General features: G+C 71.0%; 24 protein-coding genes. 15 read left to right on the top strand and 9 right to left on the bottom strand.

The genetic code is table 11. The features are described from left to right. Positions 1-43: 43 nt before the first annotated feature. From LDL48_RS01475 to LDL48_RS01445, 7 genes are all read left to right on the top strand, one after another. Positions 44-736: a phosphoribosylanthranilate isomerase gene (locus LDL48_RS01475; RefSeq protein ID WP_225253108.1), complete on the top strand. Its 693-nt coding sequence runs from the start codon at positions 44-46 to the stop codon at positions 734-736. Positions 737-741: 5 nt separating this feature from the next. Further along, positions 742-1,413, top strand: a complete 672-nt coding sequence (gene upp, locus LDL48_RS01470; protein ID WP_225253107.1) for a uracil phosphoribosyltransferase — start codon at positions 742-744, stop codon at positions 1,411-1,413. A 23-nt stretch (positions 1,414-1,436) separates the two neighbouring features. After that, positions 1,437-2,117, top strand: coding sequence for an NAD(P)H-dependent oxidoreductase (locus LDL48_RS01465; protein WP_225253106.1), 681 nt, complete (start codon positions 1,437-1,439; stop codon positions 2,115-2,117). Positions 2,118-2,280: 163 nt separating this feature from the next. Further along, entirely contained in the window at positions 2,281-6,339 is a 4,059-nt protein-coding gene (locus tag LDL48_RS01460) for an amino acid adenylation domain-containing protein (RefSeq protein WP_225253105.1), read from the top strand. A 1-nt stretch (position 6,340) separates the two neighbouring features. Then, positions 6,341-7,306, top strand: coding sequence for a pseudouridine-5'-phosphate glycosidase (locus LDL48_RS01455; protein ID WP_225253104.1), 966 nt, complete (start codon positions 6,341-6,343; stop codon positions 7,304-7,306). Continuing rightward, positions 7,306-8,265 carry a ribose-phosphate diphosphokinase gene (locus tag LDL48_RS01450; protein ID WP_225253103.1) on the top strand — a complete coding sequence of 320 codons (960 nt, stop codon included), beginning with the start codon at positions 7,306-7,308 and terminating at the stop codon, positions 8,263-8,265. The genes LDL48_RS01455 and LDL48_RS01450 overlap by 1 nt, the downstream gene beginning before the upstream one ends. 80 nt (positions 8,266-8,345) lie before the next feature. Then, on the top strand, positions 8,346-9,077 hold the full coding sequence (locus LDL48_RS01445; RefSeq protein ID WP_225253102.1) for a methyltransferase: 732 nt from the start codon (positions 8,346-8,348) through the stop codon (positions 9,075-9,077). Positions 9,078-9,175: 98 nt separating this feature from the next. Here LDL48_RS01445 and LDL48_RS01440 read toward each other — a convergent pair whose 3' ends face one another. The 3 genes from LDL48_RS01440 to LDL48_RS01430 all read right to left on the bottom strand — a co-directional run bounded on the left by LDL48_RS01440 (position 9,176) and on the right by LDL48_RS01430 (position 12,071). After that, positions 9,176-10,390: an MFS transporter gene (locus tag LDL48_RS01440; protein ID WP_225253101.1), complete on the bottom strand. Its 1,215-nt coding sequence runs from the start codon at positions 10,388-10,390 to the stop codon at positions 9,176-9,178. 36 nt (positions 10,391-10,426) lie between these two features. Next, positions 10,427-11,353 (bottom strand): EamA family transporter, encoded by a 927-nt coding sequence (locus LDL48_RS01435; protein ID WP_225253100.1) that lies wholly within the window; start codon positions 11,351-11,353, stop codon positions 10,427-10,429. Positions 11,354-11,426: 73 nt separating this feature from the next. Next, positions 11,427-12,071: a mycothiol-dependent nitroreductase Rv2466c family protein gene (locus LDL48_RS01430; protein WP_225253099.1), complete on the bottom strand. Its 645-nt coding sequence runs from the start codon at positions 12,069-12,071 to the stop codon at positions 11,427-11,429. A gap of 177 nt (positions 12,072-12,248) precedes the next feature. Here LDL48_RS01430 and LDL48_RS01425 point away from each other — a divergent pair, with 177 nt between their 5' ends. Further along, complete coding sequence (locus tag LDL48_RS01425; protein WP_225253098.1) at positions 12,249-13,151, top strand: LysR family transcriptional regulator; 903 nt, start codon at positions 12,249-12,251, stop codon at positions 13,149-13,151. 79 nt (positions 13,152-13,230) lie between these two features. Here the strand turns inward: LDL48_RS01425 and LDL48_RS01420 are convergent, their stop codons facing one another. The 5 genes from LDL48_RS01420 to LDL48_RS01400 are packed head-to-tail and all read right to left on the bottom strand — an operon-like array spanning position 13,231 to position 16,669. Further along, entirely contained in the window at positions 13,231-13,545 is a 315-nt protein-coding gene (locus LDL48_RS01420; protein WP_504785482.1) for a hypothetical protein, read from the bottom strand. Further along, positions 13,431-14,237 (bottom strand): hypothetical protein, encoded by an 807-nt coding sequence (locus LDL48_RS01415; RefSeq protein ID WP_225253096.1) that lies wholly within the window; start codon positions 14,235-14,237, stop codon positions 13,431-13,433. The genes LDL48_RS01420 and LDL48_RS01415 overlap by 115 nt, the downstream gene beginning before the upstream one ends. Positions 14,238-14,290: 53 nt before the next feature. Then, positions 14,291-15,127, bottom strand: coding sequence for a L,D-transpeptidase (locus LDL48_RS01410; RefSeq protein WP_225253095.1), 837 nt, complete (start codon positions 15,125-15,127; stop codon positions 14,291-14,293). 57 nt (positions 15,128-15,184) lie between these two features. Further along, positions 15,185-16,243, bottom strand: a complete 1,059-nt coding sequence (locus LDL48_RS01405; RefSeq protein ID WP_308016417.1) for a lipocalin-like domain-containing protein — start codon at positions 16,241-16,243, stop codon at positions 15,185-15,187. Positions 16,244-16,300: 57 nt separating this feature from the next. Then, positions 16,301-16,669, bottom strand: coding sequence for a winged helix-turn-helix transcriptional regulator (locus LDL48_RS01400; RefSeq protein ID WP_225253094.1), 369 nt, complete (start codon positions 16,667-16,669; stop codon positions 16,301-16,303). Between the two features lie 74 nt (positions 16,670-16,743). On the opposite strand from LDL48_RS01400, the gene LDL48_RS01395 reads away from it, so the two are divergent. The 6 genes from LDL48_RS01395 to LDL48_RS01370 all read left to right on the top strand — a co-directional run bounded on the left by LDL48_RS01395 (position 16,744) and on the right by LDL48_RS01370 (position 22,818). Continuing rightward, on the top strand, positions 16,744-17,724 hold the full coding sequence (locus tag LDL48_RS01395) for a zinc-dependent alcohol dehydrogenase family protein (protein WP_225253093.1): 981 nt from the start codon (positions 16,744-16,746) through the stop codon (positions 17,722-17,724). Positions 17,725-17,825: 101 nt separating this feature from the next. Further along, on the top strand, positions 17,826-18,716 hold the full coding sequence (locus tag LDL48_RS01390; RefSeq protein WP_225253092.1) for an aminoglycoside phosphotransferase family protein: 891 nt from the start codon (positions 17,826-17,828) through the stop codon (positions 18,714-18,716). 120 nt (positions 18,717-18,836) lie between these two features. Beyond that, a complete protein-coding gene (locus tag LDL48_RS01385) occupies positions 18,837-19,592 on the top strand; it encodes a GNAT family N-acetyltransferase (protein WP_225253091.1) in 756 nt (251 codons plus the stop codon). Between the two features lie 164 nt (positions 19,593-19,756). Then, a complete protein-coding gene (locus LDL48_RS01380) occupies positions 19,757-20,599 on the top strand; it encodes a CPBP family intramembrane glutamic endopeptidase (protein ID WP_225253090.1) in 843 nt (280 codons plus the stop codon). Positions 20,600-20,674: 75 nt separating this feature from the next. Beyond that, positions 20,675-21,622, top strand: coding sequence for a helix-turn-helix domain-containing protein (locus LDL48_RS01375; RefSeq protein ID WP_225253089.1), 948 nt, complete (start codon positions 20,675-20,677; stop codon positions 21,620-21,622). Positions 21,623-21,768: 146 nt separating this feature from the next. Then, positions 21,769-22,818, top strand: coding sequence for a methyltransferase (locus tag LDL48_RS01370; RefSeq protein WP_225253088.1), 1,050 nt, complete (start codon positions 21,769-21,771; stop codon positions 22,816-22,818). A gap of 61 nt (positions 22,819-22,879) precedes the next feature. Here the strand turns inward: LDL48_RS01370 and LDL48_RS01365 are convergent, their stop codons facing one another. After that, complete coding sequence (locus LDL48_RS01365) at positions 22,880-23,752, bottom strand: helix-turn-helix domain-containing protein (protein ID WP_225253087.1); 873 nt, start codon at positions 23,750-23,752, stop codon at positions 22,880-22,882. Positions 23,753-23,899: 147 nt separating this feature from the next. Here LDL48_RS01365 and LDL48_RS01360 point away from each other — a divergent pair, with 147 nt between their 5' ends. Continuing rightward, on the top strand, positions 23,900-24,925 hold the full coding sequence (locus LDL48_RS01360; RefSeq protein WP_225253086.1) for a zinc-binding dehydrogenase: 1,026 nt from the start codon (positions 23,900-23,902) through the stop codon (positions 24,923-24,925). The last annotated feature ends 17 nt before the right edge of the window (positions 24,926-24,942 follow it).

Here is a 24,942-nt window from a genome sequence, read left to right as displayed (position 1 = left end):
CTGACGGTCGTCGGGGACGGCCGCGATCGAAGGAGAGACGACGATGCAGGGTTTGATCCAGGTCGCAGGCATCAAGGACCAGGCCGAGGCGGACCTGATCCTCGAGGAGGGTGCGGACTGGCTGGGATTCGCGCTACGCCTGCCGGCGAAGAACGAGGACCTGTCGGAGAGCGATGCGGCCGCCATCATCAAGAACCTCCCACCGGCGAACAAGGGCGTCATCATCACCTACCTGACCGACGCCGACGAGATCGCCGCGTTCTGCGCCGAGATGGGCGTCGAGACCATCCAGCTGCACGGCGACGTGACCCCCGCCGAGTTGCGCCGGCTGCGGCGCAAGGCACCGAACCTGTACCTGCTCAAGAGCCTGGTGGTGAAGGCCGACAACATGGCGGAGCTGTCCCGGACGGTCGCGGACGCCGCCGACTGGGTCGACATGTTCATCACCGACAGCTTCGACCCGGCGACCGGCGCCAAGGGCGCCACCGGCCGCGTCCACGACTGGGAGGTCAGCGCCGCCCTGGTGCGGATCGCGCCGCGCCCGCTGATGCTGGCCGGCGGGCTCAGTCCGGCGAACGTCGGTGCGGCCATCGAGCGGGTACGCCCCGCCGCGGTGGACGCGCACACCGGCCTGGAGGACGCCACCGGGCGCAAGGACCGGTTGAAGGTACGCACGTTCGTCGAGGAGGCGCGCCGGGCCTTCACCCGGACGGCCGCCGAGGTACCGGGGAGGTGAGCGCGATGACCCACGCGACGGAGGCGGCCACCGAGACGGTGCACCTGCTGCCGCAGACCAGGCACCTGCGTGCGCTGCACACCGGCATGCGGGACCGCGACGCGGACCGGGCGGTGTTCGTCCGCAACGCCGGCCGCATCCACCGCCGGCTGGTGGAGGCCGGACTGGAGTTGCTGCCGTTCGAGCCGTACGACGTGCAGACCCCGGTCGGCCGTACCTACCGCGGTGTACGGCTCACGTCCCAGGTCTGTGGCGTGTGCATCGCCCGGGCCGGCGACAGCATGGAGACCGCGCTGACCGAGGCGGCCCCGAGCGCCCGGATCGGCAAGATCCTCATCCAGCGCGACCCGGTGACCAAGCTGCCGCGCCTGTACTACGCCAAACTGCCCGACGACGTCGCCCAGCGGCACGTGCTGCTGCTCGACCCGATGCTGGCCACCGGCGGCACCGCGCTGGCCGCCATCGACATCCTGCTCGACCGGGGGGTGCCCGAGGCCCACATCGTGCTCGTCAACGTGCTGTCGGCGCCGGAGGGCATCGCCGCCGTCCGCAAGCGCTTCGCCCGGGTGCGGATAGTCACCTCCTCCATCGAGGAGCGGTTGAACGAGAACGCCTACATGCTGCCCGGCATCGGCGACTTCGGCGACCGCTACTTCGGAACCGACCCCGTCCGGTGAAGCGAACCGCCAGAGGAGCAACCATGTCGACCGAGGACACCGCCGGAACCGTCCGGATCGCGATCGTCTACTACTCCGGAACCGGCAACATCCACCGGCTCGCCACCGCCGCGGCCGCCGCGGCCGAGCAGACCGGTGCGCAGACCCGCCTGCGCCGGGTGCCCGAATACGTCAACGAGAGCCTGGCGCCCGGCTTCACCGAGTGGACCCAGGCCTGGTCCGAGCACGCCGAGGCGGTGCGGCACCTGCCCGCGGCGGACATCGACGATCTCGAGTGGGCGGACGCGATCCTGTGGGGCAGCCCGGGGCGGTTCGGCCTGCTCGCCGCGCCGCTCAAGCACTTCATCGACCGGGCCTGGCCGCTGGCCGCGCGCCGCGGGCTGGTTAACAAGGTCATGTCGTCGTTCACCTCGACCGGCGCGCCGCACGGCGGACAGGAGGGCACCATCCTGTCCCTGAACACCGTCTTCTATCACTGGGGCGCGATCATCGTCCCGCCCGGCCTCGCCGACGACATCCAACTGGCACCGAGCAACGGCAACCCGTACGGAGTCAGCTCGGTGTCCGGGCCGAAGGCGGTCCCCGGCCGGCTGGCGGAGAACGTGACCGACGACAACCTCGCCGCCATCGCCTTCCAGACCCGCCGGACGATCGAGATCGCCACCGCGTTGCGGCTCGGCTCCCTGGCGGGCGCAACCCGATAGAGCAACGCCGCGCCCGCGGCCCGTTCCGCGCCCGCGGCCGGCCGCTTCCGGACGCCGCCATGACCGGCCGCTGACGCGGGCTCCGGTCTCCGCCGGAGCGTGGCCCGATCCGTCCCTGGTGATCCCCGGCGTGCGCGATCGCCACCGATCCGAGGAGGAACCGATGAACGTAAACCGTGAGGCCGGACGGGAACCGTCCATGCCACCCCACCTGCCCGAGTTGCTCCGCGCCCAGGCGCTCAGACGGCCGCGGGACACCGCAGTCGTGTCCGGCGACGACCGCCTGACCTTCCGGGACCTGGTCCAGCACAGCTCCGAACTGGCGGGCTGCCTGCACGATCTCGGCGTTGCCGCGGACGACTGCGTCGGCCTGTTCGTCGAGCCGTCGACCGACCTGATGGTCGGCGTCTGGGGCATCCTGTTCGCCGGCGGCGCCTACCTCCCGCTGTCGCCGGAGTATCCCGAGGAGCGCCTGCGCTACATGATCGAGGACTCCGCCACCCGGGTCACCGTGGCCCAGGCGGAGCTGGCCGACCGCCTCGCCGCTCTCGCGCCGCCGGACACCACGATCATCACCGTTCGGGACGCCGCCGGGCACCCGCCCGCTCCCGCCACCGCCGGCCCGGAGGACCTGGCATACGTCATCTACACCTCCGGCAGCACCGGCCGGCCGAAGGGCGTGATGATCGAGCACCGCAGCATCGCCAGCCAGATGCGGTGGCTGTCCGCGGCGTACGGCCTGAACGACGAGACCGTCGTGCTGCAGAAGACGCCGATGAGTTTCGACGCCGCCCAGTGGGAGATCCTGGCCCCGGCGTGCGGAGCCGCCGTGGTGATGGGCCCGCCCGGCGTGTACCGGGACGCCGAACGGCTGATCGAGACCATCCGGGCGCACGGCGTCACCACCCTGCAGTGCGTGCCCACCCTGCTGCAGGCGCTGCTGGACACCGAGGAACTGGCGACCTGCAAGTCGCTCACGCAGATCTTCACCGGCGGCGAGGCGCTACCCGCGACGCTGGCCCGGGCCTGCCTCGACGCCGTGCCGTGGGCCGACCTGATCAATCTGTACGGGCCGACCGAGTGCACGATCAACTCGTCGTCGTTCGTCGTGCAGCGGGCCGTTGTCGGCGACGGTCCGAACGTGATCTCGATCGGTACCCCGGTGGCCGACACCGAGTACCACATCCTCGACGAGTCCGGCTCCGCGGTGGCCGTCGGTGAGATCGGTGAGCTCTACATCGGCGGCGTCCAACTCGCCCGTGGCTATCTGCGCCGGCCGGAGATGACCGCGCAGCGGTTCGTGGACAACCCGTTCGGCGCCGGGCGGCTGTTCCGGACCGGCGATCTGGTCCACTGGAACTCCGACGGCACCGTGCAGTTCGTCGGCCGGGTGGACAACCAGGTGAAGCTACGCGGCTTCCGGGTCGAGCTGGACGAGATCAAGCTGGCGATCGAGACCCACGACTGGGTCCGGCACGCGGCGGTGCTGGTGAAGGACGATCCGCGCAGTGGTCACCAGAACCTGATCGCCTGCGTGGAGCTGAACCCCCGGGAAGCCGCGCTGATGGACCAGGGCAACCACGGCGCCCATCACCAGTCCAAGGCGAGCAAGCTCCAGGTGAAGGCGCAACTGTCGAACCCCGGTTGCCGGGACGCGGCGGAACTGCGCGACCGGCCGGCGGTCGACCTGCCCGGCAGGACCGCCACCGAGGCGCAGCGCCGGCAGGCGTTCGCGCGCAAGACCTACCGGTTCTACGAAGGCGGTGAGGTCACCGAGGCGGACATCCTGCGGTTGCTCGACCGGCGGGCGCCCAGCGCGGCGGCGCGGCCCCTCACCGACGTGAGCCTCGCCGAGTTCGGCGAGATCCTGCGCTACTTCGGGCAGCACCTCAGCTCGGAACGGCTGCTTCCCAAGTACGGCTACGCGTCTCCCGGCGCGCTCTACGCCACCCAGCTCTACCTGCAGTTCACCGGCGTCGGTGGCCTGCGCCCGGGCTTCTACTACTACCACCCGGTCCAGCACCGGCTGGTGCTGATCACCGAGACGGACCCCGCCCCGGAGACCGGCGTCCGGCTGCACTTCATCGGCAAGAAGCGGGCGATCGAACCGGTCTACAAGAACAACATCCAGGAGGTACTCGAGATCGAGGCGGGCCATATGGTCGGCCTGTTCGAGGAGATCCTGCCGTCGTACGGGCTCGGCATCGTCGACGGGGAACCCGTGCCGGCCGTGCGGCAGAGCCTCGACGTCGCCGAGGACGACTACTATCTCGGGACCTTCGACCTCGTCCCGTACCCCGGTCCCGCGCCGGACCACGGGCTGGACGTGTACGTGCAGTCCCACCCGGGCAAGGTGGCGGACCTGCCGGCCGGGCTGTACGCGTACACCGGCGGCCGGCTCGAGTCGGTCTCACCCGAGGTCGTCCTGCGCAAGCAGGTCATCGCCATCAACCAGGCGGTGTACGACCGGGCGAGCTTCGGGGTCACCGTGATCAGCCGGTCCGGTCCGGACTGGCGGCGCTACCTCGACCTGGGCCGCAAGCTGCAGCACCTGTCGATGAACGACGACAACCTCGGCTTCATGTCGTCCGGGTACAGCTCGAAGTCGGGCGACGACCTGCCGTCCGCCCGGCGGATCGACGACATCCTGCGGTCGCTGGGCCGGGACACCGGACCGTCGTACTTCTTCCTCGGTGGCCGGGTGAGCGACGAGCAGCGGCTGCACGAGGGCATGAAGGAGGACACCGTGCACATGCGCGGCCCGGCCGAGATGATCCGCGACGACCTGATCACGCTGTTGCCGGACTACATGATCCCGAACAAGGTCCTGATCCTCGACGAACTGCCGACCACCGCCAACGGCAAGATCGACGTTCGGGCGCTCGCCGCCTCCCCGCTGACCGACGTGGGCAGCGAGGAACGCCCGTACGTGGCGCCCCGCACGAACGTCGAGCGCCGCATCGCCGAGCTGTGGGCGCGGGCCATGAAGCGGGAGACCGTGTCGGTGCAGGACGACTTCTTCGCCTCCGGCGGGAACTCCCTGGTCGCCGTCACGCTGGTGAACCGGCTCAACCGGGAGTTCGGTACCGAGCTGCCGCTGCAGGTGCTGTTCGAGTCGCCGACCGTCGAGGCGCTGGCCCGGCGGATGGAGGGGCCGGACGCGGAACGTTCCTCCCGGCTGGTGCCGCTGTACACCGGGGGCGAGGCGGAGCCGATCTTCTGCTGGCCCGGGCTGGGCGGCTACCCGATGAACCTGCGACTGCTGGCCGAGAAGGTGGGCGTCGACCGGACGCTGTACGGGATCGGGGCGTACGGACTCAACGCCGGCGAGGACCCGTACCGCACGATCACGGAGATGGCGGCCGCGGACGTCGACGCCATCCGGCGCGTGCAGCCGGCCGGTCCGTACACGTTGTGGGGCTACTCCTTCGGCGCCCGGGTCGCCTTCGAGACGGCCTACCAGCTGGAGCGGGCCGGCGAACAGGTCGCGAACCTGTTCCTCATCGCACCCGGCTCGCCGCGGGTCCATGCGGACGACGGGCCGGACGGCGTGCCCACGTACGACAACAAGGCCTACGTGACGATCCTCTTCTCCGTCTTCGCGGGCCGGATCAGCGGTCCGCTGCTGGACGAGTGCCTCGCCGTGGCGGAGGACGACGAGAGCTTCGCCGCGTTCATCAGCGAGAGCTTCCCGGAACTCGACATCGAGCTGGTGCGCCGGATCATCCGGGTCGTCGGTACGACGTTCGAGTTCAGCTACACGTTCCGGGAGCTGACCGAGCGGCGGATCGCCGCGCCCATCACCATCGTCAAGGCGCGCGGCGACGACTACTCGTTCCTGGAGCGGGTCAGTGGTTACTCGGACCTGACCCCGACCGTCATCGAACTCGAGGCCGACCACTACTCGATGCTGCGGGTACCGGACGTCGAGGAGCTGGCGTCGGCCCTGCGCCAACGCCTCGGGATGCGAAAGGAGACTGTCATGCCGCACGTCAACATCAAGCACTTCCCGGTGTCGCTCAGCCCCGATCAGCAGTCCCGGCTGGTCTCCGACGTGACCGAGGCGCTGACCAACGCCTTCGGCTGCGACGCGGGCGCGGTGTCGATCGCGCTGGAGCCGGTCGCCGAGGAACTCTGGAAGGAGAAGGTCTACATACCGGAGATCGTCAACAGACGCGACATCCTCGGCAAGGCGCCGACCTACGGCTCGGACTTCAACTGACATGGCGGCGACGATCCCGCGGACCGCACGTCCGCCCGAGACCATCCCGCTCACGGTCAGCGCCGAGGTGACCGACGCACTGCACGACGGCCGTCCCGTGGTGGCACTGGAATCCAACGTGATCACGCACGGCCTGCCGTACCCGGAGAACGCCGCGACGGCGCGCAAGGTCGAGGCGGCGGTCCGGGCCGGCGGCGCGGTCCCGGCCACGGTCGCCGTGGAGGACGGCCGGATCGTCGTCGGCATGACCGACGCCGACATCGAACGCTTCGCCTCGGTGCCGGGCATCCCCAAGATCAGCAGCCGGGATCTGCCGGTCGTGCTGGCACAGGGCGGGATGGGCGCGCTGACCGTCGCCTCCTCCGTGGTGGCGGCCGAGCTCGCGGGCATCGCGTTCTTCGCCTCGGCCGGCATCGGCGGAGTGCACCGGGGCGCCCACCGGACCATGGACGTGTCCTCCGACCTGATCCAGTTCACCCGCTCCGCGGTCGCGGTGGTGTGCGCGGGCGCGAAGAAGATCCTGGACCTGGGCCTGACTCTGGAGTATCTGGAGACCCAGTGCGTGCCCGTCGTCTCGTACCGGTCCGACGACTTTCCGGCCTTCTACTGTGTCTCCAGCGGCTTCCGCAGCCCGATGCGGCTGGACGACGACGAGGTGATCGCCCGGTCGATCGAGAACCACTGGGCGCTCGGCAACCACAGCTCGTTCCTGATCACCACGCCGGTCCGGCCGGAGGAGGCGATCGACGGCGCCGAGGTGGACGCCGCCATCGCCGAGGCGGCCACCGCCGCGGAGCGGGACGGCGTCCGGGGCCAGGCGGTCACCAAGTACATGATGCGCGCGGTGGACGCGGCCACCGAGGGCCGCTCGGCCCGGGCCAACATGGCCGTGCTCATCAGTACGGCGGAGGTCGGCGGCCGGCTCGCCGCGGCGCACGCCGAGTACCGCGGGAAGGTGCGCGGCTGATGGACACCAAACTCGTGCTGATCGCCGGGCGCAGCCACCCGGAGCTGGCGGAGGAGGTGGCCAAGCGCCTGGACGTGGCGCTGACTCCGCAGGCGGTGTACGACTTCGCCAACGGGGAGATCTTCGTCCGCTTCGAGGAGTCGGTCCGCGGCAGCGACGCCTTCGTCCTCCAGAGCCACTGCGCGCCGATCAACACCTGGCTGATGGAACAGCTCATCATGGTCGACGCGCTGAAACGGGCCAGCGCCCGGCGGATCACCGCGATCATGCCGTTCTACCCTTACTCCCGGCAGGACAAGAAGCACCGCGGCCGGGAGCCCATCTCGGCCCGCCTGATCGCCGACCTGTTCAGCGCCGCCGGTGCGCACCGCATCATGACCGTCGATCTGCACACCGCCCAGATCCAGGGCTTCTTCGACGGCCCGGTGGACCACCTGTTCGCCCAGAGCCTGCTGGCCGACTACGTCGACGACAGGTACGGCGACGCCCCCATCACCGTGGTGTCGCCCGACTCCGGCCGCACCAAGCTGGCCGAGAAGTGGGCCGACCAGCTGGGTGGCCGGCCGATCGCGTTCATCCACAAGACCCGCGACCCGCTGCAGCCCAACCAGGTCGTCACCCATCGCATCGTCGGCGAGGTCAGGGGGCGTACCTGCGTGGTGATCGACGATCTGATCGACACCGGCGGCACCATCGCCAAGGCGGTCCACCGGCTCCTCGACGAGGGCGCCGCGGACGTGGTCATCGCCGCCACCCACGGCGTGCTGTCCCACCGGGCCACCGAACTGCTCGCCGCCAGCGGCGCCCGCGAGGTCGTCATCACCAACACCCTGCCGATCCCGGCGGAGAAACGATTCCCCGGGCTGACCGTGCTCTCCATCGCCCCGCTGCTCTCCCGGGCCGTCCACGAAGTCTTCGAGGTCGGCTCGGTGACCAGCCTGTTCGACGGAGACGCCTGACCAGGGAGGTCTATGGAAACCACCAGCACCACGGCACCGCAGCATCAGTTCGACTCATCTCGCGGAAGGAAACCGAGACCATGACAACGCACCAGGCAGCCGGCGACGCCGGCACGGTCCAGATGGACGAGTACCGGCCGCTGTTGCCGCCGGAAGGCGTCGAGCGGATTCGGGAACTGCGCCAGACCCTCCTGCAGGGACAGAGCGACGAGGCCGGCGAGGAGACCGTCTCGTTCCTGCACCTGACCCTGAAGGTGCCCGCCGAGGTCATGACGCCGTGTCCGGTGTCGCCCCTGTTCGGCCAGGCGATCGTGGCCGAACTCGACGAGGGCGAACGGATGCTCGACATGGGGACCGGAAGCGGCTCGCTCAGCGTCCTCGCCGCCGGAACGGCCGGACACGTCCTCGCCGTCGACCTCAACCCGCACGCGGTGGAGGCCGCCCGGGTCAATGCCGCGCTGAACGGCGTGTCCGACCGGGTCGAGGTGCGCCAGAGCGACGTCTTCACCAACGTCGACGGTACGTTCGACCTGATCGTGTTCAACCCGCCGTTCCAGTGGTTCGCCGCCCGTGACGTGGCCGACGCCGCCACCCAGGACGAGAACTACGGCGCCCTGACCCGGTTCTTCCGGGAGGTCCGCGGATACCTCGCGGACGACGGCCGGGTGATGGTCTTCTTCAGCACGATGGGCGACGTGCACTATCTCCACAAGCTCATCGCCGATGCCGGGTTCCAGCGCGAGGAGGTGCTCCAGCACAGCGCGCCGGTGGCCGGTACGCAGGTGGACTTCTTCGCCTACCTGCTGAGGTGACCGACCCGCACACATCGTGAGGGCCTTCCCACCGGATTCGCGGATCCCGGTGGGAAGGCCCTCACTCAGTGCACCAGCGGATGCAACGGGGGCGGAGCCTATCCGCTGGTGGCCAGCGCCTCGTCGGCGGCGGGCTCGGCCGCACGCCGGCGAGTGCTGAGGGTAACTAGCAGGGACAGCGCCGCCAGCGTCACACCGAACCAGACGGCGCTCTCGATACCGAGATGGTCGGCGAACAGCCCGCCGAAGAGCGCACCGAGCGCGATCGACAGGTTGTACCCCATGGTGTTGATGGCCAGGGCGGCCTCGAACTTGTCCGGTGCGGCCCCGAGCGTCATGTTGATCTGGCACAGGTTCGCGGCGCCGAACGACAGTCCCCAGACCACCACGGCAAGGATCAGACCGGGCCGGGTGTTCCCGATCGTCAGCAGCAGGAGCATGGCCACCACCAGGCCGCTGCAGGCGGTGATGAAGCTGGCCCGCAGGTTCCGGGTCACGGTGTACCCGGCGATGAAGTTTCCGGCCGCGCCACCGATGCCGTAGATCACCAGCAGGAGCGAGATGAAGGCCGGCGTGACGGCGGCGTTCTGCTCCGCGAGCGGCCGGATGAACGTGTACGCCGCGAAGTGGCCGAGCACGTACAACGTGACGGCGATGATCACGAGACGCAGCTGCACGTTCTTGAAGGGCAACGCGAAGACCTCGCGGGCCGGGACCGCGGTCTGCGAGGGCAGCGACGGAATGACGACGGCGACGGCGACGAACACCACCGCGCTGAGACCGGCCCAGATCAGGAAGGTCGTCCGCCAGTCCGTCAGGCTCTCCAGGAACGTGCCCAGCGGGATACCGGCCACCGCCGCGATCGAGATGCCGGACAGCGCCACCGCGGACGCCCGGCTCGCCAGGCGCCCCGGCACGAGCCGCATCGCCATGCTCACGCCGATCGCCCAGAACACCCCGTTGGCGAAGCCCATGACGAGCCGGGTCACCAGGACCAGGGCGAAGCTGGGCGCCAGGGCGGTGATCAGGTTGCCCACGGCAAGGATGACCAGGAGGACGGAGAGCAGTACGCGCCGGTTGACCCGCCGGGTCCAGGCGACGAGGAACGGGGCCCCGATGCCGGCCGAGATGCCGTACAGCGTGACCATGAGCCCGGCGATCCCGACTGTCACGTCCAGGTTCGAGCTGACCGGGGTGAGCAGACCGACGGGCATCAGTTCGGTGGTGACGAAGGTGAACAGACTGGCGGTGATGACCGCGACACCCAGCCACGACCTCGTCGCCGAGTACGGGTGTTCGTCGTTGGTGACCATCTCTTCTCTCTTATCGTGTGAGGTGCGTCCGGGGCTTCATCGGGAGCCGGGCGCCGCGACGTTCCCGCTGTCCGTGGTTTCCGGGGCAGCGGACCGGCGCGGTCCGGGCGGTCGGGGCTGCGCGAGCAGCACGGCCACGACGATCACGAGAATGCCGACGAACTGCAGGACGGACAGGGTCTGCTGCAGGAACACGTAGCCGAGGAGGGTGGCGACGACCGGGCTGCCCAGGGCGAGGAACGAGACCGCCAGAGCGGGCAGCTTCCCGATTCCGCGGAACCAGAGCAGATAGCTGATGATGGCGCCCAGTGAGATCAGATAGCCGAAGCCGATCAGGTTCGGCACGGTGATGCTGCTCGGCAGTCCTTCGAGGACCAAGGTGAACGGCAGCGTCACCAGTCCGCCGGCGGTGAGCTGCCAGCCGGTGAAGGGGAGCAGCCCCACCCCGTCCGGGCGTCCCCACAACTTGGTCAGTGTGATGCCGGTCGCCATGCACGCCGCCGCGGCCAGCGCCGCCGCCACTCCGACGAGGTCCAGCGCCGCCGAACCCCGGAATACGAGCAGCACCACGCCGGCCGCGCCGAGCCCGCAGGCCAGCACGTGGATCGGCCGGATCCGGTCCCCGATCAGCAGTGCCGCGAGGATCAGGACGACCATCGGCTGCACCGCCATCACCATCGCCGCGACCCCACCCGGCAGGCGGTAGGCGGCGACGAACAGCAGAAAATTGAACGCGCCGATGTTCAGCGTGCCCAGCACCGCGGTCCGCCACAGCCAGGTCCCGTTCGGTCTGCGCCGGCTGAAGGGCAGCAGGATCAGGCCCGCGGGCAGCGCGCGTACCGTGGTGGCCAGCAGGGGACGGTCCGGAGGCAGCAGCTCGGTGGTCACCAGGTAGGTGCTTCCCCAGATGGCCGGCGCCAGTGCCGTCACACCGGCGGTGACGAGTTGGTGGCCACTTCTCATGTCCTGCCTCCACGGCCGAGGGACGAATGAGCGTTCACGTTCACCCTTCGTGGCCTGGGACGACCGTTGCCGGTCAGTCGAAGATGGCTTCGCGGTCGCGAGTGCGCTTCAGTTCGAAGAAGCCGTCGGTGCCGGCCACGGCGAGGACGCCGTCCCAGAGCCGCCCGGCGGCCTCGCCACGCGGGATCGGCGTGATCACCGGCCCGAAGAACGCGATGAGGTCGCCGTCCGGCCCGGGCACGTGGATGACCGGGGTGCCGACCTCCCCGCCGACGGGGTCCATGCCGGCGTGGTGACTGGCGTACAGCTCCTTGTCGTAGTCGGTCGTGTCGGCCACGTCGGCGAGTTCCGCCGGAAGGCCGGCGTCGGCGAGCGCGGCGAGCAGCATGTCGCGCTTCAGGCCGGCCTTGCGGTGGTGGATCCGGGTGCCCATCGCGTTGTACAGCCGCCGCAGGGCATCGGGACCGTGCTGCTGCTCGGCGGCGATGCAGACGCGGACCGCCCCCCAGCCCTCGATCTGAGCCTGCTTGTACTTGTCCGGCACCTCGCGGCCGTCGTTGAGCACGGAGAGACTCATGATGTGGAACCGGGACTCGACGGCACGTACCTGTTCGACCTCGAGGAGCCAGCGGGAGGCGATCCAGGCCCACGGACAGCGGGGGTCGACCCACATGTCCGCGACGGTGGCCACCCGCGGCTCCGGTGGTGTGGTGGTCATGGTGAGCTGGTCCTTCCGGATGAGAACGGCCTGCGCGTGCGCGCAGACGCGAGAAGCGGCACGGGCGCCGCGCCTCGCGGCTTCCGGCCGACTCATTCAACGGAAGTCTCACCCGGCGGTGATTGATGAGTCCAACACATCTTTGTCACCCCATCAATCTTGATGGAAGATAGGTCCATGGAGCTTCAGCAGATGCGGTACGTCGTCGCCGTCGCCGAGACCAACAGCTTCACCCGGGCGGCCGAACGATGCCTGGTCGTCCAGTCGGCGCTCAGCCATCAGATCGCCCGCCTGGAACAGGAACTGGGCGCGAAACTGTTCGAGCGCACCAGCCGCCGGGTGCGGCTGACTCCGGCCGGCGCGGCGTTCCTGCCCGCCGCCCGGCAGTGCCTGGACGCCGCCGAACGCGCGGCCGCCGAGGTCGCCGCCGCGGTCGGCGAGATTCGGGGACGGCTCGCCGTGGGCCTGATCCCCACCGTCGCCGCGGTCGACATCCCCGCCGCGCTGCGCGAGTTCCGCCGGCGGTATCCGCAGGTACGGATCAGCCTGCGGGTGGGCGCCAGCGAGGATCTCGTCGATCAGGTCAAGGCGGGCGCCATCGAGGTGGCGTTCCTCGGGCTCCCGACCACCACGCGGCCGGAAGGGGTGGAGGCCCGGGAACTCGCCCGGGACCGCCTCGTCGCCGTGGTCGCGCCGGACCACCCGCTCGCCGGAGAGTCGTCCGTCGATCTGCGCCGGCTGTCCTCCGAGGTCTTCGTCGACCTGCCGGCCAACACCGCCGGACGGATCCAGTCCGATCTGGCGTTCTCCGCCGCCGGACTGACCCGCGACGTCGCCTTCGAGGTGACCACCGCTTATCTGACGTCCCGGCTGGTCGAGCAGCATCTCGGCGTGGCCATGCTCCCGTCCGCCTACGCGCCGCAGCTCACCGGCGTGACCACGGTGGAGGTGATCGACGCGCCGGCCCGGGTCGAGTACGCCGTCTGGAGCCGGGTCAGCCGTACGCCGGCGGCGACCGCCTTTCTCGCCATCCTGGGCATCCCGGCCGTCTCCGGCCCGGAAGCGGAGGGACCCCGCTGACGACGGTTCGCGGAACCGCGATCAAGGACTACCGTGACGCAGTCCTTGATCGCGACCAGTAACGCGTTGGCGGAATCCGTCAGCGGACGAACAAATCGAAGGAATTTCCGCTTACCGCGCACCGCCAGAATTCCCACCGGTGCTCATTCGACAGCTGCCTTCCGGTGTTGTCGCATACCGCCCTCGGGTTGGTCACGCCGTCCCGGTGCTGGTACAGAAGTTCGGTGGCCGAAGTGTTGTAGTTGTCGACCGAGAATTCGCCGAGTTCGGTGCCCGGATTCAGCACGCTGTCGGCATCGAAATGCCAGTGCACGCCGAGCCAGAGCCGGCTGTGGGCGTTCTCGTCGGCGGCCGCGCTGAAGCTGGCGAATGTGCGCCGGACGCCGGGTGCCACGTCGGGGTCGTCGGTGTCGCGCCACTGGTCATCGCGAAGGGCTGCAGCGCGCCCCACTGCGGGGTCACCGGGGGATTGCCGCCGATCTGCTGGTGCGCGCCGGGTACGCCGTCGAACGTGTAGGACATCGGCGCGTCGGCACCGTCGTTCGCGCGGTCCTGCAGGATCGCCCGGGCCGCCTGCTCGCCGACCGATCTGCCGGCGGCCTGCTCCGGTGAACTCGGGATGCCGTCCTGGGCCTCGGCCAGCTTGTCCTGGAAGAAGGTCGCCAGCGCGGGGAACTGGCCGGCGGGGTACAGGTTGGTCAGCGCGGTGTAGGCGGCGTAGTCCAGGGCGGTGTGGAAGTCCCCGCTGCCGGGCACCCGGATCACGTAGGGCTGGCCGAGGCAGTCGGCGGCCAGCCGTGCGCACAGCACCGAGTTGGCGGCGTCGTACATCGCGACGTGCATGATCGCCCCGGACCGGCTGATCCGGGTGGGGCTCGCCGGGTCGAGCCGGAGCTGCCGGTAGGTGTCCAGCAGGACGGTGTTCCAGAACGTGGTGTGATCTGTGGAAATGACCGCGTGCGCGGGCCGCGCCGGCGGGATGATCTGAATTGATCCGATGAAAAGGAGTGCGACGACGGCCAATGCACCAATTCGGCGCGGCTGGTGCGAATTCTCCCGGCGTACCCGGTGCGCGGCGCGGACCATTCCATGTCTTTACGGAGGAAACCGCGACGGGGGTTGCGGCGGCCGTTCGGCCGTCACTCGACGACGGTGAGCACGACCCCGCCGGGAAGATGGCGCAGCAGGGTGCGCTGCACCTTCGGCGGCACGCGGATGCAGCCGTTGGAGACGCTGCGGCCGAAGGTGGACTTGTCGTGCCACGCGTGGATCGCGGTGTGCCCGGCGCGCAACGATGCGGCGACGGCGTCGCGGTCGTCCGGGACGGCGCCCAGCACCAGGGCGTCGAGGCCGGCATAGACACCGCCGCGGGTGGTCGTGCGTCCCATCACGTACGTCCGTCCCAGCGGGGTGGGCGTTCGCGACGCGCCGATCGCGACCGTCCAGTCGTCGTGCGTGCGCCCGTCGCGCAGCCAGGTGAGCCGCCGTTCGCTGAGGTCGACGACGAGCTGGTCGCGCAGCGGCCGCACGGTCCCGGAGGTCTCCGGGACCCAGGCGACCCGCCGGTTGACCGAGGGCATCAGCACGGCGAACCAGCCGGGCCGCCGCTCGACGATCGGCACGGTGACCGGCATCCCGCTGATCGACCGGGGGAGCCACGCCCGTGCCCGGCCACCGGGGGCGTCGTAGGCGGCGATCTTCCGGTGTGGCCGGAGACCCTCGGTCACGGGCGCGAGCGAATGGGCCGCCGGGTCCCGCGGGAATCCCGGGGCCGCCCGCCAGTACGAGATCTCGGGCAGGCCGGGCGGGGCGGGCGCGGCCGCGGGCACCGCGGCTACCGTCGGTGCCGCCGTGGCGGGGACCCGACGCGCGGCCAGCACCCCGTCGTGCTCGTGTTCCGCGTACGCGATGACGGCGCACGCCGCGACCGCCAGGGCGAGCGCGCCGCCGGCCACGACCCGAGGGATACCCGACATGCCTCCACTATGCCGCCAGGACCGCGGAACGTGGGCCCTCGCCACACGGGTGCGCTGTCAGGGCTTCCACTCGCCGGTCATCTCGACGTAGTTCTCGCCACGGACCGTCCTGCCCTGGTACCGGCCGGCGAAGGTCGCCGCCGCCTCCAGATAGCCGCCCCCGTCCGGAGTCTGGATCTCCTGGTCGGGATTCCCGGTGACCCGCACGTCGAGCTCCGAGTCGAGGGCGGGCATCCGGATGCGCCACCGGGTGGGGTACACCTGGCCGGTGGCCGGGCTGGTCCACGGGCGGGAAGCGCCCCGCGCGAGCGGCTCGACGTGGACCACGTCGTAGGAGCCGTCCGGGTGCAGCACCGTCGCCCAGCTGTGCTTCGTCGCGGCGCCGATCGTGTCCCAGATGGCGACCTTGTCACCGCCGGGCATGGTGAGGTTCATCCACGTCCACCGGGTCAGCGACGGCGGCATCTCACCCCATTGCCGGTCCACCCAGGAGGTGCCCCGGACCTGGTGCCTCCTGCCGCCGACCACGAGCGCTCCGGAGGTCCGCATCGCCGGCAGCGCGAATTCGTAGTTCGGTACGCCGTCGACCAGATTGAAGACACCGGCCGCCGCGTAGTTCATCGCCGGGCCGGTGGGTACCAGCTGGACGTCCAGAGCCCCCCACGGCGTCGCGACCCGCACCGACTGGCGCCTGGCGTCCCCGGTCCAGCTCAGCCCGGGCGCGGTGATGTCGAGCCTGCCCTCGCTCCACCGGTAGTCCCCGGGTTCGACCATCGCGTCGTAGTCCCGGTACCACCCGGTCGTCTTGTTGATCACCGAGAAGGTCCAGCGGTAGGTGGCCTCGTCCCGGTTCGGGACGACGCGCGTGTGGACCTGGAGGCCGAACTCCTGACGGCCGGCCGTCACCGAGCTGGTGAAGTAGATCGAATCGAACCAGGTCGGCTCGGGCCCGGGCGCATGCCGTCCCAGATCGGCCGCGGGATCGACCACGGCCGGGATACCCGCTGGGGCGGTGCGGACGGCCGGTGGTGCCTGCGGTGCGGTCGCCGGGGCCGACGAGCTGACGAACACGCCGGACGCCACCACGGCCGCCGTCGTGATCAGGGCTGCCGCCACGCGCTCGGTCCGGACAGAGGGCCTGTGGGTACCGCGGCCCGCGCGCTGCGGTGCCGGTCAGGGACGTGCGGGCCGGTGGTTCTCCTGGAAGTCGACGATCGCCTCGCCGTTCTCCCGCGCCCAGTCGGTGAGCGCCGTGATCGGCTTGATCAGCGTGGCGCCCAGCTCGGTGAGGCGGTACTCCACCCGTGGCGGCGCTTCCGCGTACGCCTGTCGTTCGACCAGGCCGTAGGCCTGCAGCCGGCGCAGCGTCTGGGTGAGCACCTTTCCCGAGATGCCGCCGATGAGCCCGGCCAGGTCGCCGGGCCGCCGCGGTTCGAGGCTGAGCGCGAACAGGACGATCACCGCCCACTTCTCGGCGATGATCTCGACTGCCAGCCGGGTGGGGCAGTCGGCGAGGAAGACCTGACCGTGGGCGTTCTGCACAAGGCCGAAAGTTACCAGCGGGTTCCTATCGGCTCCGTAGCGTTCCCGGCGAATCCCGAGGAGAGGAACCGTCCATGCCCCGAGTAGTGGTGTTCGACCAGACCGGTGGTCCGGAAGTGCTGCGCATCGTCGACGAGCCCGTCGTCGAACCCGCGGCGGGAGAGGTGCGGGTACGGATCGAGGCCTTCGCCGTCAACCCGCTCGATCAGCTGGTCCGGGCCGGCCGGTCGCCGCGGCCCGTCCGGTTGCCGCACGCCCGGCTGGGCGTCGAGGGCACCGGCGTCATCGACGCGCTCGGCCCGGATGTCGCCGGGCCGGCGGTCGGCGACCCGGTCCTCCTGAGCGCGCTTCCCGATTTCGAGACCCGGGGCGCCTACGCCGACTACACCACGGTGCCGGCGGACCGGGTGGTGCCCCGGCCCGCCGGCCTGAGTGTGGCCGGCGCGGCGGCGCTCTGGGTGGCCTACTTCACGGCGTACGGTGCGCTGGTCGAGAAGGCCGGGATGCGGCCCGGCGACCACGTCCTGATCACCGCGGCGTCGGGCGGGGTCGGCCGCGCCGCGATCCAGATCGCCAACCAGATCGGCGCCGTGCCGATCGCGGTCACCCGGCACAGCGCGAAACGGGAGAGCCTGCTCGCGGCCGGCGCCGCCGCGGTGATCGCCACCGACCGCGAGGACGTGGCCGAATCCACCCGGCGGCACACCGGCGGGGTGGGCGCCGACATCGTCCTGGACGCCGTGCTGGGCCCGGGCCTGGCCGACCTGTCGCTGGCCGCGCGGCTCGGCGGCACCCTGTCCGCCGTTGGCTGGCTGGACCCGAGGCCGGCGTCGTTCCCGGCCAACCCGTCGCTGACCCTGCACCGCTACATGGCCTTCGCGGACATGGTGGACCCGAAGGTCACCGGGCGCGTCGCGGCCTTCCTGACCGCCGGCGTCCGGACCGGCGTGCTGCGGCCGGCGGTGGACCGGGTGTTCCGCCTGGACGACGTCGTCGAGGCGCACCGCCACCTGGACCGGGGATCGCCGGCCGGCAAGATCGTCGTGACCACGTAACGGAAGCGGGCGTCTCCGCCCGGGTGGTCGGTCGCCGTCGAGTGGAGCCCGCGCGGGGGAGGCCCTAGAGTCGGAGTCCGGCCCAGCCGGAGGGATCGCCGTTGCCCACCCCGAAGATGCACGAACACGAGCTGTCCATCGACCAGGCGCTGGTCGAGCAACTGGTCGCCGGTCAGTTCCCGCAGTGGTCGGGCCTCCCGGTCCGGCACGCGTCCTCGGCCGGTACGGACAACGCGATGTTCCGGCTCGGCGACACGATGGTCGTGCGCCTGCCCCGGATCGACTGGGCCGCGGAATCGGTGGTGCACGAACAGACGTGGCTGCCGGTCGTCGGCCCGCGCCTGCCGGTCGCCACGCCGGTGCCGCTGGGCATGGGCGAGCCGGCGTACGGCTATCCCTGGCGCTGGTCCGTCTACACCTGGCTGGACGGCGTGAACCCGAGCACCGGGGACCTCACCGAGCAGCTGGTGCGCGACCTCGCCGACTGCCTCAACGCGATCCATGCCCTGGACATCCCCGGCGGCCCGGTGAACACCCGCGGCTTCGGCTTCGCGGCGCGGGACGAGGCGACCCGCACGTCGATCGCGGAGATGGCCGGGATGGTCGACACCGCCGCGGTCACCGCGGTCTGGAACGAGGCCTTCACCCTGCCGCCGTGCCGGCCGCCGGGCACCTGGATCCACAGCGACACCGCACCCGGCAACCTGCTGGTGCGCGACGGCCGGCTGGTCGGCCTGATCGACTTCGCCGGTGTCAGCCGCGGCGACCCGGCCGTCGACCTCGGGCTCGCCTGGAACCTGCTGCCGGCCCGGCTGCGCCCGGCCTTCCGGGAGCAGCTCGACGTCGACGACGCGACCTGGTTGCGCAGCCGCGCGTGGGCGCTGTCGCAGGCGTGTCTGCAACTGCCCTACTACCACGAGACGAACAAGCCTCTGGCCGCGCAGGCGCGGTACGTGATCGGCGAGGTCCTCGCCGATGCCCGCGCGGCCTGAATCCGGCGCGGCGCCAGGAAGCCGCGGTCCCTGCAGGTGAGTCCCGCGCCGCTGCGCCGGCCCGGTACGGTGACGCATCCGGCTCTTACCCGTCACGATCAAGCGTGTCAGCATCCGGGTATGACTCACGACGCGGACCAGGTCTCCGGGGCCTATCTGGATGCCATGGAGATCCTGACGAGGACCGCTCCCGATGCCCACTTCGAGCGGGCGGCGAACGGCAGTGCCGTCGTCATCAGCGGCGTGCCGGTTCCCGCGCTGAACGGCATCCTGGCGACGCACCGCGCGTCCGAGGTGGACCTCGCCGAGGTCGCGACGCTGGCGAAGGAGATGCCCCGCTTCGAGGTGCCCTGGTCGATCCAGTTTCCGGGCGAGCCCACACCCCAGATTCTCGAGGTGGCCGCCGGCCTGGGCCGGCCCGTCAACCACGGCATGATGGTGATGACCCGGCCGGGGCCGACCGTCGCGGACGCCGCGGAGGTGAGCCGGATCGACGGCACCCGAGCCGCCGAGTATCTCGACGCGCTCGCCGCCGGATTCGGCGTACCACCGGCGATCTTCCAGAGACTCGCCGCCCCCGCGATGTTCGACGCCGCGGGCGTGACCGGCTATCTCCGCGAAGCGGACGGCGGAGCCGTCGCCACCGGTCTGGGCATCCGGACCGGCGGGTGGACCGGCATCTTCAACATCGCCACCCGGCCGGACCATCGCGGGCGAGGGTACGCGAGCGCGGTGACGCGGGCGGCACTCGCGGACGGCTACGCCTCCGGGGCGGCTGCGGCGTATCTGCTGTGCGAGCCGGAGGTCGCACCGGTCTACCGGTCGGTCGGTTTCGTGGCGGCCGGCCACTGGACGATGCTGCTGCCCGCCGGGTGACCGGGCGACCGCCGACGGCGGTGTGCGGGGGAGCACCCGGCCCGTTGTCCCCCGAGCGAGCTACCCGCAAGTGTCCACCGCACGGTGACGATCTCCGCCTCGACGATCCATAGCGTTCTTCCCAGCCGCGGCACCCCCGCTGCGGACCTGGTGAAGGAGTCGTCATGCGTTTCGTGAAGCAGTTCCTGGCCGTCTTCGTGGTCATGGCCGTCTGCGGTCAGGTCACCGTCGCGGTGCAGGAGGACCAACCGTGGCTGACGCTGGTGGCCGGCGTGCTGTCGGCGGTCCTCACCATCCTGACCTACCGGTGGGTGGTGCGGCGCACCGAGCGCCGTGCGGTCACGGAACTGGCCGGTGGCGGTTCCCGGTTCGGCGCGGGGGTGCTCATCGGAGCCGCGATGTTCGGGGCGGTCGCGGTCAACCTCGCGTTCAACGCCGGGTTCGACGTCCACGGCATCGGCTCGGTGCCGAACACGTTCGGTGTCCTCGGGGTCATGGCGGCCGCGGCCGTGACCGAGGAGGTGTTCTTCCGGGGCGTGCTGTTCCGGATCCTGGAGGAGAAGGCCGGCACCTATGTCTCGCTGCTGCTGACCGGCGTGGTGTTCGGCGCGATGCACCTGTTCAACGAGGACGCCACCGTGTGGGGGGCGCTCGCCATCGCGGTCGAGGCCGGGTTCATGCTCGCCGCCTGCTTCGCGGCGACGCGCAACCTGTGGGTGCCGATCGGCCTGCACTTCACCTGGAACTTCCTGCTCGCCGGGATCTTCAGCCTCACGTCCTCCGGTAACGGTCTCGGCAAGGGCCTGCTGGACGTCACGCTCTCCGGCCCGGAGGTCTTCACCGGCGGGGAGTTCGGCCCCGAGGGCGGCGTGGCGGCGGTCGGCGTGGGTGTCCTGCTGACCCTGAGCTTCCTGGTGATGGCGCACCGTCGCGGTCACATCGTCCGGCCGGGCGGCCGGGGCGCCGTCGCGGTCGGGCCCGGGGCCGGTCACGGCACTCGGCGGTGAGCCGTACCGAATATTGTGGTCACCTCGGACGCGCGCCGACGCACCAGCCCGACCCGACCGATTGGCGTGATCACCGTGGCACACGACCGACGACGCCGGCTCACCACCGCCGAACGGATCGACCGGTGGTCCGACGTGCTCGCCGCCTCCGCGGCGGTCGACCACGTCGACCCGCCCGGTTACTGCGCCGACCTGCTGGCCGTCCCGGCCGAACGACACGGCCTGCGGACGCTGAGCCTGATCGACGAGCAGAAGGCCGCCGGTGGTTCCCCCGAGCACCCGGCCGCGGACAACGACAACGTGATCGCAATGATGCTGATCGAGGCCGGGCACGCCACCGCGGGCTACGCGGACCGTGGCTTTCCGCTTCAGCCCGGTGACGTCCTGTTCTGGGACGGTGGCGTCGCACTCCGGCTCGACGTGACCGAGCCGGTACGCCGACGCACCCTGCTGTTCCCCCGCGCCCCGGTCATCCAGCTGTGCCCCGAGTACGACGCCCTGCTGGGCCGGCCGATCCCCGACCGGAGCGAGCCGGTGGGCACCCTCTTCGAGGTGGTGCACCTGCTCAGGCGGAGGCTTCCGGCGATGGAGGCGAGAATCCGGCACACCGCCGCGGAACTGCTGCTGCAACTCGTGGGCATGCTCGATCCGGCCGGGAACCGGTTGCACGACCGGCGGCAGGTGCAGCTGCTCGACCGGATCCTGCGCTACATCGACGACAACCTGGCGGACCCGGCGCTGTCACCGGCCGGCATCGCCGCCGCCCACGCCGTCTCCGAACGCACCCTCTACTCGTTGTTCCGCGAGATCGGTACGCCGGTCGGCGCGCACATCCGCGAACGCCGGCTCGTCCACGGATACCGCGACGTCGTCCACAACACCGACGACACGTTGACCCGGATAGCCGGTCGCTGGGGCTTCGCCAGCGCGGCCCACTTCAGCCGCCTCTTCCACCAGCGCTACGGCAAACCACCCAGCCATCTACGCCGCACGACGCCGCGCCGCGGTGAACTGAACCGCTGAACCGTCGCGTCAGACCGGATCCGGCGGGCGGGTGACGGTGCGGGAAACGGCAAGTGGTCTGCAGGCGTCGGCAAACAGGTCCGGGACGCCGGATCTAGCGTGGGCCACGTCGTTCGTCAGATCAAACCAGTGAATGGAACCGTCCCATGCCGTTGTCCGGATCCCTGCCGGCTCCGAGTGCCCTGGAGGCCGAGACCGCCCGGAACACCGACGTCCTGTTCCAGTTGCTCACCGGGCACTGGGTGGCGCAGACGGTCCGCGCCGTGGCCGAGCTGCGGGTGGTCGACCACGTGGCGTCCGGTGCCGACAGCCCCGGTGCGATCGCGGACCGGGAGGGCAGCGACCCCGCCACCACGTACCGTCTGATGCGGGCCGGTGCGGCGCTCGGCCTGCTGACCGTGCACGACGGTGGGCGGTTCCGCGTGACTCCGCTGGGCGGCCTGCTCCGCGAGAACGTTCCGGGCTCGCTGCGGGATGCGGCGCTGGTGCAGAACGCCGACGGGATGTGGCGGGCGTGGGCGACGTTGCCGGCGGCGGTCCGCGCCGGCCGGACCCAGGTGGAGTCGGCGGTGGGCACCGACATGTTCGGCTACCTGGCCGCGCATCCCGAGGAGGGCGCGTTGTTCGCCAAGGCGATGTCGAACATGACGGGACTGGTGGTGGCGGACACGGTCGCGCTCCTCGACCTGGGCTCCGCCCGCCGCGTCCTGGATGTGGGTGGCGCTAACGGCGCGCTGCTGCTCGGCCTGATGCGGGCCAACCCGCAGATCGAGGGCGTTCTGCTCGACCTGCCGCACGTCGTCGAGGGCGCGCGGCAGGCCGCCGGGGAGGCGGGCCTCGGCGACCGGTTCACCGCGGTCGCCGGAGACTTCTTCGAGGAGGTTCCCCCGGCCGACTACTTCCTGCTGAAGTGGATCCTGCACGACTGGTCCGACGACGACTGCCTCCGGATCCTGCGCACCTGCCGGCTCAGCGCCCGGGTGGGCGCCCGGGCCCTGGTGGTCGAGGGCCTGGTCGGCGACGCCGATCGGCCGGGCACGGTGGCGCTGCTGGACCTGAACATGCTCGCCATGACCGACGGCCGGGAACGGGATCTGGCCGAGTTCGACGCGCTGTTCGCGGCGTCGGGCTGGCGCCGGACCGGGGTGAGCCCGACGAGGTCGCTCTACAGCCTGATCGAACTCGAAGCGGTCTGAGGCCTGCCGTCCGGCCGGGCACGGCAGCCACCACTGTGGACACGGTCGCGGCGCCCGCCGGTCATGCCGTACCGGCCGGGCTGCCGGCGCCGTGGTCCGCGGCGGCCCAGCTGGCCAGCAGCCGCAGTCGGTCCGCGGAGTCGCTTCCGGGTTCGGCGCTGTAGGCGACCAGCGCCAGGTTGTCGGCGGACAGGTCGAGGGCCTCGTAGGTCAGGTGCAGGGTGCCCACGACCGGATGGTGGAAGGGTTTGGCGCCGTGGTGGTGCAGGCGGACCTCGTGGCGGGCCCAGCGGGCGCGAAAGTCGTGGCTGCGCGTGGACAGCTCGCCGACCAGGTCGCTGAGCTGCCGGTCCAGCGGGTCCCGCCCGGCCCGTGCCTGCAGCAGCGCGACGGTGTCGTCGGCGGCCGACTCCCAGTCGCCCCAGAAGTGGCGCGAGCGCGGATCGAGGAAGGTGAAACGGGCGTGGTTGGGGACGCCGCCGCCGGCGGACTCGATCATCGGCGCGAACAGGGCACGGCCCAGGGCGTTGGTGGCGAGCTGGTCCCCGCGACGGTTCGTGATCTGGGCGGGTGCCTCGGTCATCGCGTCCAGGAGCCGTTGCAGCGAGGGCCGGACCGTCAGCGCGGCCGGCCGGGCGCGGCGGCGTGGGGCCGGACCCGCGGCACGGGCCAGGTCCTCCAGGTGGGTCCGGTCGTCGTCGCTCAGCCGCAGGGCCCGGGCCAGCGAGTCCAGGACCTGGTCGGAGACGCCGGACAGGTCGCCGCGTTCCAGGCGGGAGTAGTACTCCACGCTCACGCCGGCGAGCTGGGCGATCTCGGCGCGGCGCAGGCCGGGAACCCGCCGGGTGCCGTAGGAGGCCACCCCGGCCTGCTGCGGGCTGATCCGCGCCCGGCGACTGGTCAGGAACTCACGGATCTGCCTGCGCTGGTCCACAGATCCAGGTTAGGCCGGGCACCGCGGGGCTGGGGTGCCCTGCCAGTACACCTTTCACCAGTTCCTTTCGCGTGCTCCAGGCACCGGTTTCGATGGGGCCGTCCGGGACACCCGGGCGCTTCCCCGACAGACCTGGAGACCTCCACCATGCGTGCCACCTTCCTGTACGGTGCCGGCGACGTCCGCGTCGAGACGATCGCCGACCCCGCCGTCCAGCAACCGACCGACGCGATCGTGCGCGTCGTACGGGCGTGCGTCTGCGGCACCGACCTGCACCCGTACCGTTCGGCACCCGCCTCCGCGCACGGCCGGCAGATGGGTCACGAGTTCCTCGGCACCGTCGAGCGGACCGGTACGGACGTGGCCGGCGTCCGGGCCGGTGACCTGGTCGTGGCCTCGTTCTCGTACCAGGACAACACCTGCGAGTTCTGCCGGGCCGGCGTGCAGACCGCCTGCGTACACCCGCAGTCCGGGTTCTTCGGCGGTGCGCAGGCCGAGCTGGTCCGGGTGCCCCTCGCCGACGGCACCCTGGTCAAGCTGCCGGTGGACGCCGATTCGGAGCTGCTGCCGTCCCTGCTGACCCTGGCCGACGTGTACGGCACCGGTTACCACGCGGCCAAGCGCGCGAACGTGGGCGCGGGGGACACCGTCGCGGTCATCGGTGACGGCGCGGTCGGCCTGCTCGCCGTCCTGTCGGCCAGGCAGCTCGGCGCCGAACGCATCATCCTGATGGGCCGGCACCGGGCCCGCACCGACCTGGGCCGCGAGTACGGCGCCACCGACGTCGTCGCCGAACGCGGGGAGGAGGGCATCGCCGAGGTCCGCGACCGCACCGGCGGCGGCGCGCTCAAGGTCCTGGAGGCCGTCGGTCACCGGCCCGCCTACGACCAGGCCGTCGGCATCGTCCGCCCCGGCGGCGTGATCAGTCGCGTCGGAGTGCCGCAGTACGAGGAGGCCCCGATCGGGTTCGCCAGCCTGTTCGCCCGCAACATCACCCTCAACGGCGGCCCGGCGCCGGTCCGCGCCTACATCGATCGGCTGCTGCCGGCCGTGCTCGACGGCACGGTGAATCCGGGGAAGGTGTTCGACCGCACGGTGTCGCTCGACGAGGTTCCCGACGCCTACCGCGGCATGGACGACCGCGCGGTCCTCAAGGCGCTCATCGCGTTCTGACCGCGCGGCGGGACGGA

This window comes from Jidongwangia harbinensis, from assembly GCF_020216025.1.
Lineage (GTDB): Bacteria > Actinomycetota > Actinomycetes > Mycobacteriales > Micromonosporaceae > Actinoplanes > Actinoplanes harbinensis.
This window is presented reverse-complemented; position numbering and strand designations above follow the sequence as displayed.

What these genes read in the sequence shown, in the direction of transcription:
- LDL48_RS01475 (WP_225253108.1), top strand. Translation starts at nt 44, where the DNA reads ATGCAGGGTTTGATCCAGGTCGCAGGCATCAAGGACCAGGCCGAGGCG.
- upp (WP_225253107.1), top strand. Translation starts at nt 742, where the DNA reads ATGACCCACGCGACGGAGGCGGCCACCGAGACGGTGCACCTGCTGCCG.
- LDL48_RS01465 (WP_225253106.1), top strand. Translation starts at nt 1,437, where the DNA reads ATGTCGACCGAGGACACCGCCGGAACCGTCCGGATCGCGATCGTCTAC.
- LDL48_RS01460 (WP_225253105.1), top strand. Translation starts at nt 2,281, where the DNA reads ATGAACGTAAACCGTGAGGCCGGACGGGAACCGTCCATGCCACCCCAC.
- LDL48_RS01455 (WP_225253104.1), top strand. Translation starts at nt 6,341, where the DNA reads ATGGCGGCGACGATCCCGCGGACCGCACGTCCGCCCGAGACCATCCCG.
- LDL48_RS01450 (WP_225253103.1), top strand. Translation starts at nt 7,306, where the DNA reads ATGGACACCAAACTCGTGCTGATCGCCGGGCGCAGCCACCCGGAGCTG.
- LDL48_RS01445 (WP_225253102.1), top strand. Translation starts at nt 8,346, where the DNA reads ATGACAACGCACCAGGCAGCCGGCGACGCCGGCACGGTCCAGATGGAC.
- LDL48_RS01440 (WP_225253101.1), bottom strand. Translation starts at nt 10,390, where the DNA reads ATGGTCACCAACGACGAACACCCGTACTCGGCGACGAGGTCGTGGCTG.
- LDL48_RS01435 (WP_225253100.1), bottom strand. Translation starts at nt 11,353, where the DNA reads ATGAGAAGTGGCCACCAACTCGTCACCGCCGGTGTGACGGCACTGGCG.
- LDL48_RS01430 (WP_225253099.1), bottom strand. Translation starts at nt 12,071, where the DNA reads ATGACCACCACACCACCGGAGCCGCGGGTGGCCACCGTCGCGGACATG.
- LDL48_RS01425 (WP_225253098.1), top strand. Translation starts at nt 12,249, where the DNA reads ATGGAGCTTCAGCAGATGCGGTACGTCGTCGCCGTCGCCGAGACCAAC.
- LDL48_RS01415 (WP_225253096.1), bottom strand. Translation starts at nt 14,237, where the DNA reads ATGGTCCGCGCCGCGCACCGGGTACGCCGGGAGAATTCGCACCAGCCG.
- LDL48_RS01410 (WP_225253095.1), bottom strand. Translation starts at nt 15,127, where the DNA reads ATGTCGGGTATCCCTCGGGTCGTGGCCGGCGGCGCGCTCGCCCTGGCG.
- LDL48_RS01395 (WP_225253093.1), top strand. Translation starts at nt 16,744, where the DNA reads ATGCCCCGAGTAGTGGTGTTCGACCAGACCGGTGGTCCGGAAGTGCTG.
- LDL48_RS01385 (WP_225253091.1), top strand. Translation starts at nt 18,837, where the DNA reads ATGACTCACGACGCGGACCAGGTCTCCGGGGCCTATCTGGATGCCATG.
- LDL48_RS01380 (WP_225253090.1), top strand. Translation starts at nt 19,757, where the DNA reads ATGCGTTTCGTGAAGCAGTTCCTGGCCGTCTTCGTGGTCATGGCCGTC.
- LDL48_RS01370 (WP_225253088.1), top strand. Translation starts at nt 21,769, where the DNA reads ATGCCGTTGTCCGGATCCCTGCCGGCTCCGAGTGCCCTGGAGGCCGAG.
- LDL48_RS01360 (WP_225253086.1), top strand. Translation starts at nt 23,900, where the DNA reads ATGCGTGCCACCTTCCTGTACGGTGCCGGCGACGTCCGCGTCGAGACG.